The organism is Actinoplanes sp. CA-142083 (genome assembly GCF_050942195.1).
Taxonomy (GTDB): domain Bacteria; phylum Actinomycetota; class Actinomycetes; order Mycobacteriales; family Micromonosporaceae; genus Actinoplanes.
In genome coordinates this window covers 4,158,221-4,176,324 of sequence record NZ_CP192076.1, presented here as the reverse complement: position 1 = coordinate 4,176,324, position 18,104 = coordinate 4,158,221, and the positions used below count along the sequence as shown (strand labels likewise).

At 71.3% G+C, this 18,104-nt stretch carries 18 protein-coding genes; 11 read left to right on the top strand and 7 right to left on the bottom strand.

Features of this window, described 5'->3' with window-relative positions:
• Nucleotide 1: 1 nt before the first annotated feature.
• Nucleotides 2-1,153: a site-2 protease family protein gene (locus tag ACQPZX_RS19090; RefSeq protein ID WP_433382518.1), complete on the bottom strand. Its 1,152-nt coding sequence runs from the start codon at nt 1,151-1,153 to the stop codon at nt 2-4.
• Nucleotides 1,154-1,228: 75 nt separating this feature from the next.
• Here ACQPZX_RS19090 and ACQPZX_RS19085 point away from each other — a divergent pair, with 75 nt between their 5' ends.
• Together ACQPZX_RS19085 and ACQPZX_RS19080 are read left to right on the top strand one after the other, a co-directional pair.
• Entirely contained in the window at nt 1,229-2,314 is a 1,086-nt protein-coding gene (locus ACQPZX_RS19085) for a RecB family exonuclease (RefSeq protein ID WP_433382515.1), read from the top strand.
• Nucleotides 2,315-2,826: 512 nt separating this feature from the next.
• The gene (locus ACQPZX_RS19080) at nt 2,827-3,627 is read left to right on the top strand and encodes a LuxR C-terminal-related transcriptional regulator (protein ID WP_433382512.1); all 801 of its coding nucleotides are present in this window, start codon (nt 2,827-2,829) and stop codon (nt 3,625-3,627) included.
• Between the two features lie 672 nt (nt 3,628-4,299).
• On the opposite strand, the gene ACQPZX_RS19075 is transcribed toward ACQPZX_RS19080, so the two are convergent.
• Together ACQPZX_RS19075 and ACQPZX_RS19070 are read right to left on the bottom strand one after the other, a co-directional pair.
• Nucleotides 4,300-5,115 carry a DUF4097 family beta strand repeat-containing protein gene (locus ACQPZX_RS19075; RefSeq protein ID WP_433382509.1) on the bottom strand — a complete coding sequence of 272 codons (816 nt, stop codon included), beginning with the start codon at nt 5,113-5,115 and terminating at the stop codon, nt 4,300-4,302.
• A gap of 11 nt (nt 5,116-5,126) precedes the next feature.
• Nucleotides 5,127-5,630, bottom strand: a complete 504-nt coding sequence (locus tag ACQPZX_RS19070; protein ID WP_433382506.1) for a hypothetical protein — start codon at nt 5,628-5,630, stop codon at nt 5,127-5,129.
• A gap of 203 nt (nt 5,631-5,833) precedes the next feature.
• On the opposite strand from ACQPZX_RS19070, the gene ACQPZX_RS19065 reads away from it, so the two are divergent.
• Together ACQPZX_RS19065 and ACQPZX_RS19060 are read left to right on the top strand one after the other, a co-directional pair.
• On the top strand, nt 5,834-6,571 hold the full coding sequence (locus ACQPZX_RS19065) for an ABC transporter ATP-binding protein (protein WP_433382503.1): 738 nt from the start codon (nt 5,834-5,836) through the stop codon (nt 6,569-6,571).
• Entirely contained in the window at nt 6,571-9,099 is a 2,529-nt protein-coding gene (locus tag ACQPZX_RS19060) for an ABC transporter permease (protein ID WP_433382500.1), read from the top strand. The genes ACQPZX_RS19065 and ACQPZX_RS19060 overlap by 1 nt, the downstream gene beginning before the upstream one ends.
• On the opposite strand, the gene ACQPZX_RS19055 is transcribed toward ACQPZX_RS19060, so the two are convergent.
• On the bottom strand, nt 9,068-9,754 hold the full coding sequence (locus ACQPZX_RS19055) for an HAD family hydrolase (protein WP_433382497.1): 687 nt from the start codon (nt 9,752-9,754) through the stop codon (nt 9,068-9,070). The genes ACQPZX_RS19060 and ACQPZX_RS19055 overlap by 32 nt on opposite strands.
• A 52-nt stretch (nt 9,755-9,806) precedes the next feature.
• Here ACQPZX_RS19055 and ACQPZX_RS19050 point away from each other — a divergent pair, with 52 nt between their 5' ends.
• From ACQPZX_RS19050 to ACQPZX_RS19035, 4 genes are read left to right on the top strand one after another with little or no spacing between them, the layout of a single operon-like run.
• The gene (locus ACQPZX_RS19050; RefSeq protein ID WP_433382494.1) at nt 9,807-10,607 is read left to right on the top strand and encodes a phosphotransferase; all 801 of its coding nucleotides are present in this window, start codon (nt 9,807-9,809) and stop codon (nt 10,605-10,607) included.
• A 47-nt stretch (nt 10,608-10,654) separates the two neighbouring features.
• Nucleotides 10,655-11,629 (top strand): aldo/keto reductase, encoded by a 975-nt coding sequence (locus ACQPZX_RS19045; RefSeq protein WP_433382492.1) that lies wholly within the window; start codon nt 10,655-10,657, stop codon nt 11,627-11,629.
• Between the two features lie 5 nt (nt 11,630-11,634).
• The gene (locus ACQPZX_RS19040) at nt 11,635-12,360 is read left to right on the top strand and encodes a YqjF family protein (protein ID WP_433382489.1); all 726 of its coding nucleotides are present in this window, start codon (nt 11,635-11,637) and stop codon (nt 12,358-12,360) included.
• 42 nt (nt 12,361-12,402) lie between these two features.
• A complete protein-coding gene (locus ACQPZX_RS19035; RefSeq protein ID WP_433382486.1) occupies nt 12,403-12,888 on the top strand; it encodes an Rv0361 family membrane protein in 486 nt (161 codons plus the stop codon).
• A gap of 12 nt (nt 12,889-12,900) precedes the next feature.
• Here the strand turns inward: ACQPZX_RS19035 and ACQPZX_RS19030 are convergent, their stop codons facing one another.
• Nucleotides 12,901-13,452: a hypothetical protein gene (locus tag ACQPZX_RS19030; protein WP_433382483.1), complete on the bottom strand. Its 552-nt coding sequence runs from the start codon at nt 13,450-13,452 to the stop codon at nt 12,901-12,903.
• A 58-nt stretch (nt 13,453-13,510) separates the two neighbouring features.
• On the opposite strand from ACQPZX_RS19030, the gene ACQPZX_RS19025 reads away from it, so the two are divergent.
• Complete coding sequence (locus tag ACQPZX_RS19025; RefSeq protein ID WP_433382480.1) at nt 13,511-13,966, top strand: GNAT family N-acetyltransferase; 456 nt, start codon at nt 13,511-13,513, stop codon at nt 13,964-13,966.
• Nucleotides 13,967-14,003: 37 nt separating this feature from the next.
• Here ACQPZX_RS19025 and ACQPZX_RS19020 read toward each other — a convergent pair whose 3' ends face one another.
• Entirely contained in the window at nt 14,004-14,621 is a 618-nt protein-coding gene (locus ACQPZX_RS19020; RefSeq protein WP_433382477.1) for a phosphoribosyltransferase, read from the bottom strand.
• A gap of 187 nt (nt 14,622-14,808) precedes the next feature.
• On the opposite strand from ACQPZX_RS19020, the gene ACQPZX_RS19015 reads away from it, so the two are divergent.
• Together ACQPZX_RS19015 and ACQPZX_RS19010 are read left to right on the top strand one after the other, a co-directional pair.
• Complete coding sequence (locus tag ACQPZX_RS19015; protein WP_433382474.1) at nt 14,809-15,693, top strand: CDP-alcohol phosphatidyltransferase family protein; 885 nt, start codon at nt 14,809-14,811, stop codon at nt 15,691-15,693.
• Between the two features lie 50 nt (nt 15,694-15,743).
• The gene (locus tag ACQPZX_RS19010; RefSeq protein ID WP_433382471.1) at nt 15,744-16,613 is read left to right on the top strand and encodes a PAC2 family protein; all 870 of its coding nucleotides are present in this window, start codon (nt 15,744-15,746) and stop codon (nt 16,611-16,613) included.
• 115 nt (nt 16,614-16,728) lie between these two features.
• Here the strand turns inward: ACQPZX_RS19010 and ACQPZX_RS19005 are convergent, their stop codons facing one another.
• A complete protein-coding gene (locus ACQPZX_RS19005; RefSeq protein ID WP_433361267.1) occupies nt 16,729-17,967 on the bottom strand; it encodes an IS110 family transposase in 1,239 nt (412 codons plus the stop codon).
• Nucleotides 17,968-18,104 lie beyond the last annotated feature (137 nt).

Genomic DNA, 18,104 nt, shown 5'->3' with positions numbered 1-18,104 from the left:
ATTACGGGCGGCGGGGCCGGCGCGGCTCCAGGACCTCGGCGACGTCGCCGACGCGGAGCACGCCCACCACATCCTCGCCCGAGGTGACCACGTACTGCCCGGCCGGGTGGGCCTGCAGCGCGCGGACCACCTGCTCCCCGGTCAGCCCGAGCGGCAGCGCGGGCACCGCGTCACGCGACCGGGACACGGAGTCGACGGCCACCCACGGGCGCCGGTCGACCGGGACGCGCTCGGCGGCGACCGGGTCGACCAGTGCGGTGAGATTACCGGCCGAGTCCGACACCGCGAGCACCACGTCGGGCCGCGGGTCCTCCGAGCGGCGGCGCTGGGCCTCGCCGAGCGGGGTGCCGGCCGGAACGGTCAGCAGGGGCCGGGCCAGCCGGGCCAGGTCGACCAGCGGGAAGCGGCGGGTCATCCGGGCCAGCCGGATCGACTGCCCCGCGCCCTGCCACAGGGTGAAGACGACCATCACCACGAACAGCAGGCCGAACAGCGTCAGCGTCTCGAGACGGTAGAGCCACAGCGCGACGAGCATGCAGACGAACGCGAGGATCCGCCCCGACCAGGCGGCCGCCTCGGTCGCCGTGTTGCGGTCCTTGAGCAGCGCCCATAGCCCCGCCCGCAGCGCCCGGCCGCCGTCGAGCGGCAGCCCCGGCAGCACGTTGAAGACCGCCACCAGGATGTTGCTCAGCGCCAGCTGGAAGGCGATCTGCTCGGTGATCGTACGGTCCGGGAGCGCGAGCGTCAGGACCGTCGCCAGCCCGCCGAGCACCATCGAGACCGCCGGCCCCGCCAGGCTGACCAGGGCGTCGACCCGCGGGCTCGGGGCGTCGCGGTCCATCTCGGTCCAGCCGCCCAGAAGCTCCAGCGTGATGCCGCGCACCCCGATGCCGAACCGGCGGGCGGTCAGCGCGTGGCCCAGCTCGTGCAGCAGCACCGAACCGAGCAGGCACGCCACGAAGCCGAGGCCGACGAAGTAGCCCCACGGCTCCTGGAGGTTCAGCTCGGCCCGCGCATAGCCGCCGTAGACGGCCGTCACCAGCGCGGCGAGAACGAGCATCGACGCGTTCACGAACACGGGGATGCCCAGCACGTGACCCACCGGCCGACCGCCCCGGCCGGCCCGCCGGGGCTGCGGCGTGCTCTGCTCCACGCCGAGAATGCTACGGACTCGTGGCAGCCGGGCCGTCATGCGTTTTCGTCGTACCCCTGCCCTAGCCTTTCTGACATGACGGCACAGACGGTCTCGCTCCCCACCACCGGCCCCTCGCTGTCGCCGTCGAGGGCGGCCGACTTCAAGACCTGCCCGCTGCTGTTCCGCTTCCGCACCATCGACAAGATCCCCGAGCAGCCCACCGCCGACCAGATGCGAGGCACCCTGGTCCACGCCGTCCTGGAGCGCTTGTTCGACCTGCCCGCCGCCGACCGCACCCCCGCCGCTGCGGCTGCTCTGGTCGCCCCCGCGTGGCAGTCCCTGCTGGAGGCCGAGCCGTCCTTGGCCGAGCTCTTCACCACCGCCGCCCCCACCCAGCGCCCGCCCGCACCGCCGCAGGTCGCACCGCCCGTCGACGCCGCCACCCCCGCTCCCGGCGCCACGCCCCCGCCCGCTCCCAGCGCCGCCCCGGCGCTCGCGTCACAGCCTGGGGCGCCCGTTCAACGACTCGACCCCGCGGTCCTGCTCGCCGAGGCCGACGCAACCGGTCAGCAGGCCCTGATCGACCTCCCCGCCCCCGACGAGGCCGCCCGCCTGGCCGCGTTCCTGGCAAGCGCCACCGCCCTGCTCGACGGCTATTTCGCGGTGGAGGACCCCCAGCGACTCGAGCCCGCCGAGCGTGAGGCCCTCATCTCCACCCTGGTCGACGAAACGTTGCTGATCCGCGGCTACATCGACCGCCTGGACGTCTCCCCCGCCGGCGACCTGCGCGTGGTCGACTACAAGACCGGCGGCGCTCCACGCGAGGCCTTCGAGGGCCGCGCCCTGTTCCAGCTGAAGTTCTACGCCCTGGTTCTCTGGCGCACCCGGGGCGTGGTCCCGCGCGTCCTCCGCCTGCTCTACCTGAAGGACGCCGAGATCTGCGACTACAGCCCCGACGCCGAGGAGCTGGAACGTTTCGAACGCACCCTGGTGGCCCTCTCCGAGGCCATCGAGCGGGCCAAGCGCGACCAGGACTTCCGCCCCAAACCGAGCCGCCTGTGCGGCTGGTGCAGCCACCAGGCGTTGTGCCCCGAGTTCGGCGGCACCCCGCCACCTTTCCCCACCGAGGCACCCGTGACCATCGACCTAACCCCCGCCGACGACGATCGCCTAGGGTGACGCCCAAGCACTGCCAAGCGCGACGCCGCCGAGCGCAACCAGGCGCCCAGCGCAACCGGGCTCAGCGCGAGAGAGGGCTCTGCGCGTGGGCTGCGCGCGAGCGGCTGAACGCCAGGTGCGCGGAGCGCAAGCGTGCCGAGCGCGACGGCGCGCTGAGCGCGAGTGCGCTGAGCGCAACCGGGCGCTGAGCGCGAGTGCGCTGAGCGCAACCGGGCGCTGAGCGCGAGTGCGCTGAGCGCAACCGGGCGCTGAGCGCGAGTGCGCTGAGCGCAACCGGGCGCTGAGCGCGAGTGCGCTGAGCGCAACCGGGCGCCGAGTGCGCTGAGTGCGAGTGCGAGTGCGCTGAGCGCGAGTGCGCTGAGTGCGAGTGCGAGTGCGCTGAGCGCAACGGCGCGCTGAGCGCAACGGCGAGCTGAGCGCGAGCGGGGCTGAGCGCGAGCGCGCGCTGAGCGCGAGCGGGCTACGCGTGACGGGCGCTGAGAACGACGGGGCTGAGGGGGCGGGGACGCACGGTGAGCGAGACGACGGCCGCGAGGCCGCTGCGCGTGCTGCTGGCCGACCCCGCGCCCATGCACCGCTCCGGCATGCGCATGGTGCTGGCCACCACCGCGCCGCGCCACGCAGAGAGCGGCAGCCGGTCGGAAACCGACATGGCCGGCGGGCCGAAGACGGCCGCGGCCGTGGCCGGCGGCGACCGGGAGGCCGGCGTGCCCCTGGCCGACGGACCGGAGATTGTTGTAGCCGGCGAAACTGGGGACGGCGCTGAGGCGGTCGAGCTCGCGCGGCGGCTGCTGCCCGATGTGCTGATCGCCGAGGTTGCGCTGCCGCGGCTGGACGGGATGGCGGTCGCTCGGGCGGTGACATCGACCAGTCTGCCCGTGCGGGTGCTGATCCTCACCGACCACGACGGCGACGAACTGGTGTTGAGCGCGATCGCTGCCGGGGCCGCGGGCTTCCTGCGCAAAGACGCTCCGCCGGCCGAGGTCATCACGGCGATTCGTGCGGTGGCCGGCGGCGGGGCTGTCATCACCCCAGCAGTGCTGGCCCGCATCCTCACCCGGGTGGCCGAGGCGCTGCCCGCCCCGGAGACCACCACCACGTCCAAGCTGGACGCCCTCACCGACCGCGAACGGGAGGTCCTCGTCCATGTGGCTCGCGGCCACTCCAACGCTGAGATCGCCGAAGCCCTCCAGGTCAGCGAGACCACGATCAAGACACACGTGGGCCACGTCCTGACCAAGCTCCGCTTGCGCGACCGCACCCAGGCGGTGGTCCTCGCCTACGAGACAGGCCTCGTCAAACCCGGCGCCTGACCCGGTGGGCGTCGACCGCGCCAGATCATGATGAGCCGCCGTCCGAAGCTCACGGCAACTCATCAAGGCCGCCTCGCCCGACCGGGAGCTGCCGCCGATCATGATGAGTTCGGGTCCCGAGCGCGCGGCAATTCATCAACGCTTCCGCACTCGCTCGCCGCCGATGAACGACATGACCGAAATATCGGATCTGCGCCCGGCCGGAGGCTGCGCGACGCAAGAAGGACCGATGGGGCATACGCACGCGGGTCCCCACGTGGAGGTACGCACGGCGCGAGGGCACGCGCCTTGGGAGTGGGCGACGCGGGTGGGCGGCGCGGCTGGGCGGCACGGCTGGGCGACGCGGCCGGGCGGCGCGGCCGGGCGACGCGGCCGGGCAGCGCGGCCGGGCGGCGCGGCCGGGCGGCACGGGTGAGCGGCACGGGTGAGCGGCACGGGTGGAGGGTGGGCGGCGCGGGTGGGCGGCGCGGCTGGAGGGTGGGCATGCCGGGAGCCCGGCGCGGGGCGCCGGGCTCTCGGGTCAGGTGCTCTTGGGGTTGGGGGTCGGGCCACGGCTCCGGGGCCAGTCCGGCGGGGCGAAGCGGTCGGCACGCGGGTGGGCGTGGGAGCGGCGTAGGCGGCGGCGAATGGTGGCGGGGGTGGATTCGAGGGTGAAGCGGTCGCCGGGGAGCATCAGGCTGCTGCCTTTCGGTTGGGGGCCGAAGCCCGGTGGATGCGGACGTCGCCGCTGACGGCTCGGATGCGTAGCTCGAGGGTCACCTGCTCGTCGGACGGAGGGACGTCGCCCTGGGCGGTCAGGTCGGTGATCGAACGGCCGGAGACCGTGTTCACGTCCATCCAGACGGCGGAGCCGGGGGCGACGCCGACGGTGATGTCACCGGAGGCCGTGTTGATGCTGGCCTGGCCCTGGCGGAGCGAACCGATCTCGATGTCGCCGCTTGCGGTGCTGGCTCGGGCCGAGCCGCCGATCGCGCCGGTGCGGATGTCGCCGCTCGCCGTGTCGAAGTTGACGTCACCGTTGACGTCACCGACGCGTACGTCGCCGGAGGCTGATTTGACCTTGAGGGAACCGCCCACCCGGCCCACCGTCAGGTCGCCGCTCGCGGCGTCCAGCGCGACGTCGCCGGTCGCCTCGGACACGTCGACGTCGGCGGAGGCCACATCCAGGCGGATGTCGGAGAAGACGCCGGTGGCGCGCACGTCGGCCGAGGCGGTCTTGCCGGCGACCGCGCTGCCGAGCGGGACCCTCGCGGTGATCTTGAGTTTGGGGGTGCGGCGCCACGTCCAGAACTCGGCGCCGGGGACCGAGATGAGCAGGGTGTCGTCCTCCAGCTCGACGCGGGTGTTCTGCGCGGCCTCGTGGCCGTTGGCGCTCATCGGCTGGACGTCGACCTGGATGGTCAGGCGATCCTCGGCGACGATCTCGACGGCGCCGCCGAGGGCGCGCAGGACGACGGTGACGGGCGTGGAGCGGTCGAACTCGTACATGAGGGGTCTCCTTATGCCTGGAAGTAGCCTTTGAGGGACTTGCCGGGGCGCCCGGGCCGGGGCGGCGCGGGGGGAGCCGGCGGGACCGGCGGGAAGCTGATCGCCGCCGTGACCGCGCGGACCAGCCACGCGTTGACGGAGATGCCCTCGGCCGCGGCGATCTGCTCGACGTGGGTCTTGAGCGCCTCGGGCATGCGCAGGGTGAGCCGGGTCAGGTCGCCGCCGGCGTCGACGGGGGCGCCCGCGGCGGGAGCGGCGGCGGCCGGCTCGGGAGCGACCTGGTTGACCACCAGGTCGGCCTCGCGGCCCCGCAGCCGCACCTCCACCGTGGCGTCGGAGAGCCGGGTCGTGATCTCGGCGGCCGCGTCGGAGAGCGCCTCGAGCAGCGCCAGCCGGGCCGACGACTCCAGCGAGTGGCCGAGCAGATCGGCGGCTCGCGTGGTCTCCGGCCCGCCGGGCGCCGCGGCGGCGGCGAGGTCGGCCCGGAGGGTCTCGAGGTAGGGCGTCAGGTCCATGTCACCACTATGACGTCATCGGTGACGTCAGTCAAGCGTCACCCTGACATCTCAGGGTCGTCCCTGAGAGAACACTGGGTGCACCCCGGAGCCGAATCTCCGCGTCGGGCTCCGCCCACGGGCGGACGTATCGCGGGCGGAGCGCCGAAAGACTGAACCCTGCCGGCCGGGCATCAGCCCGGCCGGACCACAGAGGGGGAGAGATGATCGAGCCGGTGGCGGCACGCGCCGACGAGGTATGGAAGGTCTACGGCACGGGCGACGCCCGCGTGGTGGCGCTGCGGGGCGTCAGCGCGAGCTTCGCCCGCGGCAGATTCACCGCGATCATGGGCCCGTCGGGCAGCGGCAAGTCGACGCTGATGCATTGCCTGGCCGGTCTCGACACGGTCAGCCGGGGCACTGTGCACATCGGGGGGACACAGGTTTCCGGGCTCAACGACAAGGCGATGACCCGGCTGCGGCGCGACCGGGTCGGCTTCATCTTCCAGCAGTTCAACCTCCTGCCGACGCTGACCGCCGCGGAGAACATCCGGCTGCCGCTGGACATCGCCGGCAAGAAGCCCGACCCGCAGTGGTGGGACACGGTCATCAAGACCGTCGGCCTGGAGGACCGGCTGGGTCACCGGCCGAGCCAGCTCTCCGGCGGCCAGCAGCAGCGGGTGGCGTGCGCGCGGGCGCTCATCGGCCGGCCCGACGTGGTCTTCGCGGACGAGCCGACCGGCAACCTGGACTCGAAGTCGGGTGCGGAGGTCCTGTCGTTCCTGCGCGACAGCGTGCGCGAGCACGGGCAGACCATCGTCATGGTCACGCACGACCCGGTGGCGGCCAGCTACACCGACCGGGTGGTCTTCCTCGCCGACGGCGCGATCGTGCAGGAGCTCGAGAACCCAACGCCGGAGACCGTCCTCGAGGCCATGAAGATCGGGGAGGTGCTGGTCTGATGCTGCGCGCGACGCTGAAGAGCCTGCTCGGCCGCAAGCTGCGGCTGGTGCTCTCCGGCCTGGCCGTGGTGCTCGGCGTGATGTTCGTGGCGGGCGCCTTCGTGGTGACCGACACGCTGGGGCGCTCCTTCGACCGGGTGTTCGCGGCGGCGTACGCCACCACCGACGTCGGGGTCACCGCCAAGCCGAAGATCGCCGTGTCCGAGATGGAGGGCGAACAGGTCGAGACGCCGTTGAAGGCGTCGGCAGTCGATCAGGTCAAGACCGTCGAAGGGGTCAAGTCCGCCACCGGCATGGTCAGCGCGGACGGCGCCCGGGTCATCGGCTCGGACGGCAAGGTCATCAACAGCTACGGCCCGCCCCGGCTCGGCAACAACTGGCTGGGCGAGGACGACCAGGTCACGCTGCGCGAGGGGCGCGGGCCTACCAAGGACGACGAGATCGCGGTCAACGCCGCGGTGGCCAAGGCCGGCAACTTGAAGGTCGGCGACCAGGTGGGCGTGCTCACCCTCGAGCCGAAGAAGACGTTCACGCTGGTCGGGGTCTGGGGCTATCCCGGCAACAAGGACTCGATCGGCGGCGCCCAGGAGGTCGCGTTCACCACCCCGGTCGCGCAGAAGCTGATGCTCGGCGAGACCGGCGTCTACTCGATGATCAACGTGCGGACCGCCGACGGGTCGACCGACGAGCAGGTGCGCGACCGCATCGCCGCCAAGCTCGGCGGCGACTACGTGGTCAAGACCGGCGACCAGCTCGCCGCCGACAGCTCCGCGGACCTCAAGGAGGCGCTGGCCTTCTTCAACAAGATCCTGCTGGGCTTTGCGGGGGTGGCGCTGTTCGTCGGCGTCTTCCTGATCCTCAACACCTTCTCGATCATCGTGGCCCAGCGGACCCGGGAGCTCGCGATGATGCGGGCACTCGGCGCGAGCCGTCGCCAGGTGATCGGGTCGGTGCTGCTGGAGGCGGTGGTGATCGGCCTGATCGCGGCGGCGCTCGGCCTCGCGGCCGGCATCGGCGTCGGCGCGGGCCTGGGGTACCTGTTCAGCACGATGGCCGACGGCCTGGAGCTGGCCCCGGTCGGCGTCCCGCTGGCGGCGGTGCTCAGCTCGCTGATCGTCGGCGTGGTGGTCACCGTGGTGGCGGCGGTGCTGCCGGCGATGCGGGCGTCGCGGATCCCGCCGGTCGCGGCCATGCAGGACGTGGCCACGCCCGACCGGCCGCTCACCAAGGTCAGCGTCACCGGCGCGGTCGTGGGCGCGGCCGGCGCGACGATGCTGGGCATCGGCCTGTACGGGACGAGCTCGCTGTGGCTGATCCTGGGCGGTGTGCTGGTCACCTTCGTCGGGGTCGCGCTGCTGACGCCGCTGATCTCGAAGCCGGTCGTGGCCCTGCTGGGCCGGCTGTTCTCGTGGTCGGTGCCGGGGCGGCTGGGCCGGCTCAACTCGGGCCGCAACCCGCGCCGCACCGCCATCACGGCGGCCGCGCTGATGGTCGGCATCGCCCTGGTCACCGGCGTCACCGTGGTCATGAACTCGGCGAAGACCAGTCTGGCCGCGCAGGTCGAGGACACGGTCAAGGCCGAGATCGTGATCGGCGCCGACCAGAACGGCCCGCGCCCGCCGACCTTCGACGACGCGGTGCTGACCAAGGCGCGCGAGGTCGAAGGGGTGCGCGCGGTCGCCGGCCTCTGGCAGGACCAGGCGCAGGTCGACGGCAAGCTCGACTACGTGTCGGCCACCGACGACCTGGCCAAGCTGACCGACGCGTACGGCTCGGCGCCGCTGGCGACTCTCAAGGACGACCAGCTGGTCGTGAGCACGCAGAAGGCCGACGAGCGCGGGTGGAAGGCCGGCAGCGTGCTGACCGTCCAGCTAGCTCGCGGCGACCCACACAAGTACACGGTCGTCGCCACCTACGACGAGATGGCGCTGCCCGCGACGTACCTGTTGCCGGCCTCGGCCACCAAGGACTTCGGCATCCCGTCGCCGATGTTCGGCTTCGTCCGGCTCACCGACGGCACCACCGTCGCCCAGGTGCTGCCGCAGATGAAGGCGCTGGTCGCGGACAGTCCCGAGGTGTCGGCCACCGACCGCACCACGTTCGTCCAGGAGCAGCTCTCCACCTTCGACACCGTGATCACCATGGTGCAGGTGCTGCTGGCGCTGGCGATCCTCATCGCGGTGCTCGGGGTGGTCAACACCCTCGCGCTGTCGGTGCTGGAGCGCACCCGTGAGCTGGGACTGCTGCGCGCGGTCGGGCTCAGCCGGGCCCAGACCATGCGGATGGTGACGGTCGAGGCCGTGGTCATCTCGGTCTTCGGCGCGCTACTGGGCGTGGTGGTCGGCTCCGGTCTGGGCGCCGCGGTGGTACGGGCTCTGAACGACGACGGCATCGACCAGATCGTCCTGCCGTGGGACCGGATGGGTGTCTACCTGGTGCTGGCGGCCCTGGTCGGGGTGCTCGCGGCGGTGCTGCCGTCGATCAAGGCGGCCCGCCTCAACGTTCTGACGGCAATAGCTCATGACTGATCAGTAGCGAGGCCAGATAGGCGGGGTCCACGCCGACGAGCGATCGCCGGAGGTGGACCCCGTCGGTCGCCGGCAGCTCCAGCTCGGCCGGCACCGCGAGGACCACCGCGCCCGAGGCGAGCGCGCTGGCCACGCCGGTCGGCGAGTCCTCGATCGCCACGCATTGCTCGATCGGCACGCCGAGCAGCTTGGCGGCCGTACGGTACGGCTCGGGGTCGGGCTTGGGCATGCTGACCTCGTCGCCGCAGACCACGACCTCGAAGTTCTCCCTACCCAGCGTGTCGAGGGCGGCCTCGACGAGCAGCCGGCCGGTGGAGGTGACCAGCGCGGTGGGCAGGCCGGCCATCTTGACCGCGCGCAGCAGCTCGGCCGCGCCGGGACGCCAGACCAGGCCCTCGCGGAACAGGTTGAACACCCGGGTGGTCAGCCACTTGACGTCGGGCTCCTCGGGCCGGTCGGGCTGGCCGAGGTCCTCCCGGAAGATCCGCATGCTGGTCGCCATGCTGCCGCCGACCATCGCCTGGCGCGCCTGCTCGGAGAGGGTGCCGCCGGCCCAGGCCGCGAGCTCGTGCAGGGCGATGCCCCACACCTTTTCGCTGTCCACCAGCGTGCCGTCCATGTCGAAGAGCACCGCGGCGGGTCGTTGTGAGTTCATCACCGCCAATTGTCCCCGGCCTGCGGGGTCTTTCGGGCGCCGTGTGACGCAAGTGGCAGAGTTGTCGATCGTGCAGCCGCCGGAGACCGTGTTCGAGAACGTCGAGGTGCCCGCCGCCGTGTCGGCCGTCGCGGGCGGTCGTCCCTTGCGTCCGGTCTGGAAGAACGCGCTCGGCGGCCTGACCTACGAGATATCCGGCGTCGATGAGCGATTTTTCGTGAAATTCGCGCCGACCGGCAGCGGCCTCCCGTTGCGGCAGGAGGCCGAGCGCCTGGCCTGGGCGTCCCGCTACACGCCCGTCCCGCGGGTGGTCGACTCCGGCGAGGATCCCTCGGGATTCTGGATGCTGACCGAGGCGCTCCCCGGCCGCTCGGCCGTCGACGCCATCTGGCGGAAAAGGCCCCAAAAAGCGGTCAAGGCCATCGCGTACGGCTTGCGTCAGCTGCACGAAAATGTGCCCGTCGCCGAGTGCCCGTTCGATTGGGGGGTCGAGCATCGCCTGAAGCTGAGTCCGCGGGACCTCTCGCACGCGGACGAGCCCCACCGGAGCATCCCGATCGACGTGGCCTGGGCGCGCGCCTCCGATCCCCCGCCCATCGACAAGCTCGTGGTCTGCCACGGCGACGCCTGCTCCCCCAACACGCTGCTCGACGACGCCGGCGAGTGGTCCGGCCACGTCGACATGGCCGCCCTCGGCGCCGCCGACCGCTGGGCCGACCTGGCCGTCGCCTCCTGGGCCCTGAACTGGAACTACGGCACCGGCTGGGAGCCGCTGTTCTTCGCCACCTACGGCATCGAGCCCGACGAGGACCGGATCGCCTATTACCGCCTCCTCTGGGATCTGGGGCCGTAACCTCCCTCACAGCGCGGGCCGGCCCCGGCGGGCGTAGCTTCGGCCCCATGAAGCACATCTCGCTGGCCGGGCTCGAGGTCTCCCGCCTCGGCCTCGGATGCATGGGCATGTCCGCGTTCTACACGGGCCGCAACACCGACGACGCGGAGTCCATCCGCACCATCCACCGCGCCCTCGACCTGGGCGTCACCTTCTTCGACACGGCCGAGGTCTACGGGCCGTACACGAACGAGGAGCTCGTCGGCCGCGCCCTGGCCGGCCGCTGGGACCGGGTCGTCATCGCCACCAAGTTCGGCCTGCTCTCGCACCGCGGCGGCGACGGCGGCCGGCAGCTCGACAGCCACCCCGACAACATCCGCGCCGCCGTCGAGGGCTCGCTCAAGCGCCTCGGCGCCGACCACATCGACCTGTACTACCAGCACCGGGTCGACCCCAAGGTGCCGGTCGAGGAGACCGTCGGCGCGCTCGCCGACCTCGTCGAGCAGGGCAAGATCCGGCACATCGGCCTGTCCGAGGCGTCCGCCGAGACGGTCCGCCGCGCCCACGCCGTGCACCCGGTGACCGCGCTGCAGTCGGAGTACTCGCTGTGGACCCGCGACCCCGAGGCCCGGGTGCTGCCCACGCTGCGCGAGCTCGGCATCGGCTTCGTGCCGTACTCGCCGCTCGGCCGCGGCTTCCTCACCGGCGCGATCCGCGACACGTCGAAGCTCGAGTCCGACGACTTCCGCCTGAGCACCCCGCGCTTCGCCGGCGACAACTTCCAGCAGAACCTGCACATCGTCGACGAGGTCGACGCGGTCGCCAAGGAGGCCGGCGCCACGCCCGCGCAGGTCGCGCTGGCCTGGGTGCTCGCGCAGGGCGACGACATCGCCCCGATCCCCGGCACCAAGCGGGTCTCCCGCCTGGAGGAGAACGTCGCCGCCGACGCCCTCGAGCTGACCGCGGCCCAGCTCGGCCGGCTCACCGCGATCGCGCCGCCGGCCGGCGACCGCTACGCGAACATGTCCGAGATCGGGCGCTGACGGTCGTGACCATCGAGGAGGTCTCGCTCACCACGACGCGCCCGGTGCGCCGCTCGCTGCTGGTGCAGCGCTGGGCCGACCTGACCTTCCTGCACTGGGCGGTCGATCCGGCGCTGGTGGCCCCGCTGCTGCCCGCCGGCTGCCGGCCCGACCTCCTCGACGGCGTCACCTACGCCGGCCTGATCGCCTTCCGCATGGAGGGCGTCGGCTTCTTCCGCGGCCCCGGCGTTCCGTATTTCGGCGATTTCTGCGAGACCAACGTCCGCCTCTACAGCGTCGACGCCAACGGCCACCGCGCCGTCGTCTTCCTCTCGCTCGACGCCGAGCGCCTGCTCCCGGTCCTGGTCGCGCGCGCCTGGCTGCGCCTGCCCTACATGTGGTCCCGCATGCGCCTGTCCTGGCAGGACGACGTGCTCAGTTACACGTCGCGCCGCCGCTGGCCCGGCCCTCGCGGCGCGCGCTCGGCGCTTTCCGTACGCGTCGGCGACGCCATTTCCGAGCCCACTCCGCTCGAGCATTTCCTCACCGCGCGCTGGGGCCTGCACACCCGTTCCTGGGGAGGCACGGTCCATCTCCCGAACGACCATCCGCAATGGCCGTTGCATCGCGCCGAGCTCCTTTCCCTCGACGACGAATTGGTGGCAGCGAGTGGCCTTCCGGCACCCGCCGGACCGCCGGTGAGCGTCCTTTACTCCCCCGGCGTCCCCGTTGTTTTCGGAAAACCGCTATAGACCTTGATGAGTTCGTGTCCGGAGCCGACTAGCTTTCCGGGCATGCCCTCATCGCTGCCCACCCACAGTCCGCGGATCGTGCCGCCGAAGCGGCGTGGCCTCGGCGCCGTGAGTGTGGCCGGCATCGTCATCGCGAGCCTCGTCCTGGCCGCCGCGCTCGGGATCTTCGCGGTCGCCGGCTTCGGGCTCTGGGTGTGGCTGCACAAGAGCCCTCAGATCGACGACGCCCGGGCGGCCGCCGACCAGTACGTGACGCGGATCGAGCAGCGCGACGACGCGGCCGCCTTCGAGCAGGTCTGCGACGAGTCCCGGGCGGCGCTGACAGCCGAGTCGTTCACCGCGCTCGTGGAGGCCGGGCCGCGCCCCACCGGGCACACAATCGAACGCGGGTTCTTCACCACGGAGGCCGCGAAGGAGGCCCAGTTCACCGCGCACCTGACGACGTCATCGGGCGCCTCCCGCGACGTCGACCTGGAGGTCGTGCTGGCCGGGGATGACTGGCGCGTCTGCGGCGACACGCTCATCTGAGGACCGGCGCGGTCAGACCTTGGTGGGCAGCCGGCGGTGCAGCTCGGCCAGGAGGACCTCCGGGCCCGGGGACATCAGGCCCACATCCACCAGATAGGAGACCTCGCCCGCCCGGCGGCGCATGCGCGGGCGGCGGCCGGGCGCGTCGCCGACGGTGGCGAAGTCGTCGGCCACCGGGGTGACCACCAGCTCGGTGAAGGGTCCCCAGTGGCGCAGGGCGACGGTGGCCACGCCCGCCCACGGCAGGTGGACCGGCTTGCGGCCGGTGGCGGCGAAGTCGAGGCCGTGCATGGAGCTGTGCAGCCAGCCCAGCCGGCGCCAGGCCAGCAGCAGGATCGCGGCGGCCAGGACCACCGGGACGATCAGGGCCACCTCCAGATAGGTGACCAGCTCGCCGGCGGGCAGCGAGTCGCCGACGGCCAGGCGGAGCAGCACGTGCAGGCCCAGGCAAGTCACCCAGACGGCGGCGATCACCCAGAGCATCGTCACGTAGACCATGGCCCGGGGCTGGAAGAACGTCACGGTGTCGTCGGCCGGTCCGAGGACTTGGTCGATGTGCGCCACCGTTGCATTATGCGGGTTTATCCGGCTCTTCGCCGTCATGACCGGAATTATGACGGCTATGGCGGAACAGCGCGTGACGCGGCTGATGGGCGCCGACGACCCGCACTTCGCGGGCGCCGCGGGCCTGTTCGACGAGTATCGGCAGCACTACGGCGCCAACCCCGCCCCCGGAGCGGTCACCACCTGGCTGACCGAGCTGGTGCTCTCGGGCCGCGCCCGGATCTACGTGGCGGGCGTTCCGGAGGCCCACGGGATCTGCTCGGTGGCTGTGGTGCCGGCCGCGTTGACGCTGCGGACCGTGTGGCTGATTCGCGATCTCTACGTGGCGCCCCGGGCCCGGCGGCAAGGCGCGGGACGGGCGTTGCTCGCGGCGGTGGCGGAGGAGGCCCGCGCGGCCGGCGCACACCGGGTGTCGCTGCGGACCGAGACGTCCAACACCAGGGCGATCGAGCTGTACGCGCGGCACGGCTTCGAGGTGCTCGCCGACGTGGCCGTCATGGAGCGCCTGCTCTGAGCGCGACCACCACCCGGGCCGGAAGCGCGGAACGGCCTCAAGTCGCAGCGAGGCCGTCGCCCGCGGCGGGGGCGGTCGCGGCTGCGGTCGGGGACGGCGCCATCCCCGTACCCCATGATGGTTTGAGAATTGCCGCGCAGCGCAAGTTGCGGTATCTGCCCTGGTGGTCGAGGCCGTAACCGACGATCAGGCCGGGGCCGACGTCGAAGCCCACGTGCGTCGGGGTGTCGGCGAAGCGGGCCGTGTCGGGCTTGCGGAGCAGGGCGCAGACCGAGATGGACGCGGGGTGGCGCTGGGCCAGGTTGCTGATCAGCCAGCTCATGGTGAGGCCGGTGTCGATGACGCCGTCGACGATGACCACGTGCCGGCCGGTGATGTCGACGTCCAGGTCCTTGAGGAGGCGGACGGAGCCGGAGGCGCGGTTGCGGGTGCTGTACGACTTGATCGCCATCCAGCCGGTCTCGACCTGGGCCGGATAGGCGCGGGCGAGATCGACGGTGAAGGTGGCGGCGCCGCCGAGGACACCCACGAAGACGGGCACCTGGCCGGCGAGGGCGCGATGCAGGTCGTCGGCCATGGTGGCCACCCGCGCCAGGATCTGCTCCTCGGTCAGGATCACCGCTTCGAGATCGTCCGCCACGTGGCTGGCGTCCACGTCGTGCCCCCTCCGCCTCGATCTGCGCGCGATCGTGCCATCGGCCGGTTAACGGACGGCGACACGACGCTCCTCAATAAGCGCACAATTCCGGCATTTTGTCTTGAGCTTCTCAAGTGACTTCCGAGTCCGGTAATGTCCGCGCGTTCGATTGTTCATTTTCTTGGCACCCTGGTGGAGTTGTTGGATGGCGCAACGGGTCACTCTCGGCGAGATCCGGTCCCGCACCTACAAGCGGCGGGACGCCTGGTGGACGGTCTGGCTCGTCGATCCGCTGGCCTCGCGGCTCGTCTGGGTGGTCGCGCCGTGGCGCTCGGTCACGCCGAACCGGCTGACCACGCTGGCTTTCCTGGTCGGGCTCGGCTCGGCGGCCTGCTTCTGGCAGGCGTCGTACGGGTGGCTGCTGCTGGGTGCGCTGCTGTTCCACCTCAGCTTCGTCCTCGACTGCATGGACGGCAAGATCGCCCGGCTGAACGGGACGGGGTCGGTTTTCGGGGCGTGGCTCGACTACGTTTTCGACCGCTTGCGGGTGGCGGTCTGCGCGGTAGCGCTGTTCGGCGGCCAGTACGTATCCACCCACAATTTCGTATATGTGTGGCTTGCCGGAATTGTCGTGTTTTTGGATATGTTCCGGTACCTTAATGCGCTTCAGATGGGCAAGGTCAAGGCCGACATGAAGGCGAAGCTGGCCGAGGCCCGCGGTCCGATCCCGTTCGTCGAGCAGACTATGGCCGGCGAGGCGCCGGAAGAGGACGACGCGGTCGACGTCTACAGCGATTTCCGTACGCGGTTCGGGCTGTTCGTCCGCATCCGCAACGCTCTCATCCGCCAGCGGATCCGGGCCCACGTGATCAGCGGCATCGAGTTCATGATGTTCGTGTTCATCGTCGGGCCGGTCGTGAACTGGATCATCGGGACGACCGTCGTCACGTCGGTGGTGTTCGTCGCGTTCGAGCTGCTGCTGATCTACAAGCTCTGGACGGCGACCAAGACCTACAACCGGAAGATGGCCGCGCTCGTCAAGATCCCGGCGCAGGTTGCGGTCGCGCGCGACGAAGTGCCGGCGGTCTGAGCGGGACCGCCGACGGGTGATGCCGACGTGACGCACGTAGGCTGTCTGCCATGACTGAGTTCGACGGCCTCCCGCTGCTTCGCTCGCCTGTGGCTATCGCCGCCTTCGAAGGCTGGAACGACGCTGCGGACGCTTCCACCGCGGCCGTGGAACACCTCGAGCAGGTCTGGGAGGCGCGGGAGATCTCGAAGATCGACCCCGAGGACTTCTACGACTTTCAGGTGAGCCGGCCGACCATCACCATGGCCGAGGGCGAGACCCGCCGGATCGAGTGGCCCACCACGCGCTTCACCGTGGCCAGCCCGCCCGGCGCCGACCGCGACGTCGTGCTGATCCGCGGGATCGAGCCGAGCATGCGCTGGCGCACCTTCTGCGAGCAGGTCCTCGAGGTCTGCCACAGCCTCGAGGTCAACCGGATCGTGCTGCTCGGGGCGCTGCTGGCCGACGTGCCGTACACGAGGCCGTTGCCGATCAGCGGCTCGGCCAGCGACGACACCATGGCCGACAAGTACAAGGTGGTTCCCACTCGCTACGACGGACCGACCGGGATCGTGGGCGTGCTCCACGAGGCCGCCGGGCGCGCCGACCTCGAGGCGCTGTCGTTCTGGGTGCACGTGCCGCACTACGCCAACAACCCGCCCTGCCCCAAGGCCACGCTCGCGCTGCTCTCCCGGCTCGAGGACGTGCTCGACCTGCCGGTGCCGATGGCCGAGCTCGCCGAGGAGGCCGACGACTGGGAGAAGCGGGTCCGGGCGGCGGCCGAGCAGGACGCCGAGCTCGGGGAGTACGTGCGGGAGCTCGAGGAGCGGGTCGGCGACGAGGGGATCCAGCCGCTGACCGGCGACGAGATCGCCAGCGAGTTCGAGAAGTACCTGCGTCGCCGCGGCGGGTCCGCCGGGCCGACCGCGGGTTCCTGGTAGCCCCCTTTCGGCGTGTCGTTGACCGGCACGCCACTCCTTCTGGGGCATCCTAGGAACCTAGGCGCTCTTCTGGAGGTCCACGATGACACCCCCTGTGTCCACCTGTAGATCGGAATTAGGCCGCGAGCTGTTGTTCGGTGCTGTGCCGTGCGTTCCCGTGCAGGGCCGGGTCGTAGGTGGTGTTGTTCTGCCAGCAGCGCCAGATGATGCGGACCCAAGCTCGGGCGAGGATGCGGGTGGCGTGCGGGTGGTCTTTGCCGCTGGCGCGGGCCCGGTCATAGATGTCGGCGGCCCAGGGGCTGGCGTGGCGGCTGTTGTCGGCGAACGTGGTGATGGCCTGGCGGAGCCGTTTGTTGCAGGCCCAGCGGAACGACACGCCGCGTTGTTTGCCGGATGCCTTGGTGACGGGGGTGATCCCGGCCAGCGCGGCGATGGCGTCGGGATGCTCGAACGCGGCCCTTGCGTCACCCCATTCGGCCAGGATCTGGGCGGCGTTGACGGTCCCGGCGCGGGGGAAGGACTGGAAGATTTTCCCGTCGGGGTGGGTGTCCATCTTCTCGGCGATGGCCCGGTCGAGGTCCTTGATCGCGGTGTTGAGCGCCTTGATCACGCTGACCTGGGCCAGCACCGCCGCACGGACTCCCGTGCACAGGTCAGGATCGGTGGTGCCGGCCGGCGCCGAGCGCAGGCGGGTCAGGAGAACCGCCGCGGGCCTTTTGCCGGAGTAACTCTGCTTGGTGCAGAACGCGGCGAGCCGGGCCTCGGTCAAGGGGGCTGCCGACACGGCGGTCGGGTATTTCGTGAGGAAAGCCAGCGCAATCGCCGAGGACAGGCTGGCGAAGATCGCCTTGCCTCCGGGCCAGTGCGCGTCCAGCAGCGCGGCGAGCTGGTTGACCGCGGCCACCCGGGCCTCGACCAGGTCACCGCGGCTGCGGGTCACCGTCCGCAAAGCCTTGGTAGGCCCCGAATACGGGACCGCCGGCCGCAGCCGGTGGATCCGCACGCGCAGGTAATCAGCGATCACCTGTGCGTCACCTGGGTCGGATTTGGCGCCGGAGAGAACCTCGGCCTCACGCCAGGCCTTGATCGCGTTCGGCTTGACCGGCATCACCGGATGCCCAGCCTCCAGCAGAGCGTCCACCAGACGCCCATCCGGACGCTCGATCGCCACCGGCGTCAACTCGGTGTCGCCGAGCTTGCCCAGCCGCACGACCAGCCTGGCGAACCCGGCAGCGGTGTGCTCGACGGTGAACGCCGCGACCTTGCGGCCACCCTGGTCCAGCACACACACGGCATGCTCGGTGGTCGCCCAGTCGATCCCGACGAAGAACAACGGCCCCTCTTGCAGCGACAACCTCGTCGCCTTCCCGTTCGCAGCAACAGGCAGGAGCCAGGCGGAGGCGAAGGAACCGATTGTCGAGCGGTCACTAACCGGCGCTCTGCGGCGCGTCCCTCTGTCATCGATCAGCGGTTCCGGGGAAGCCGGGGGCG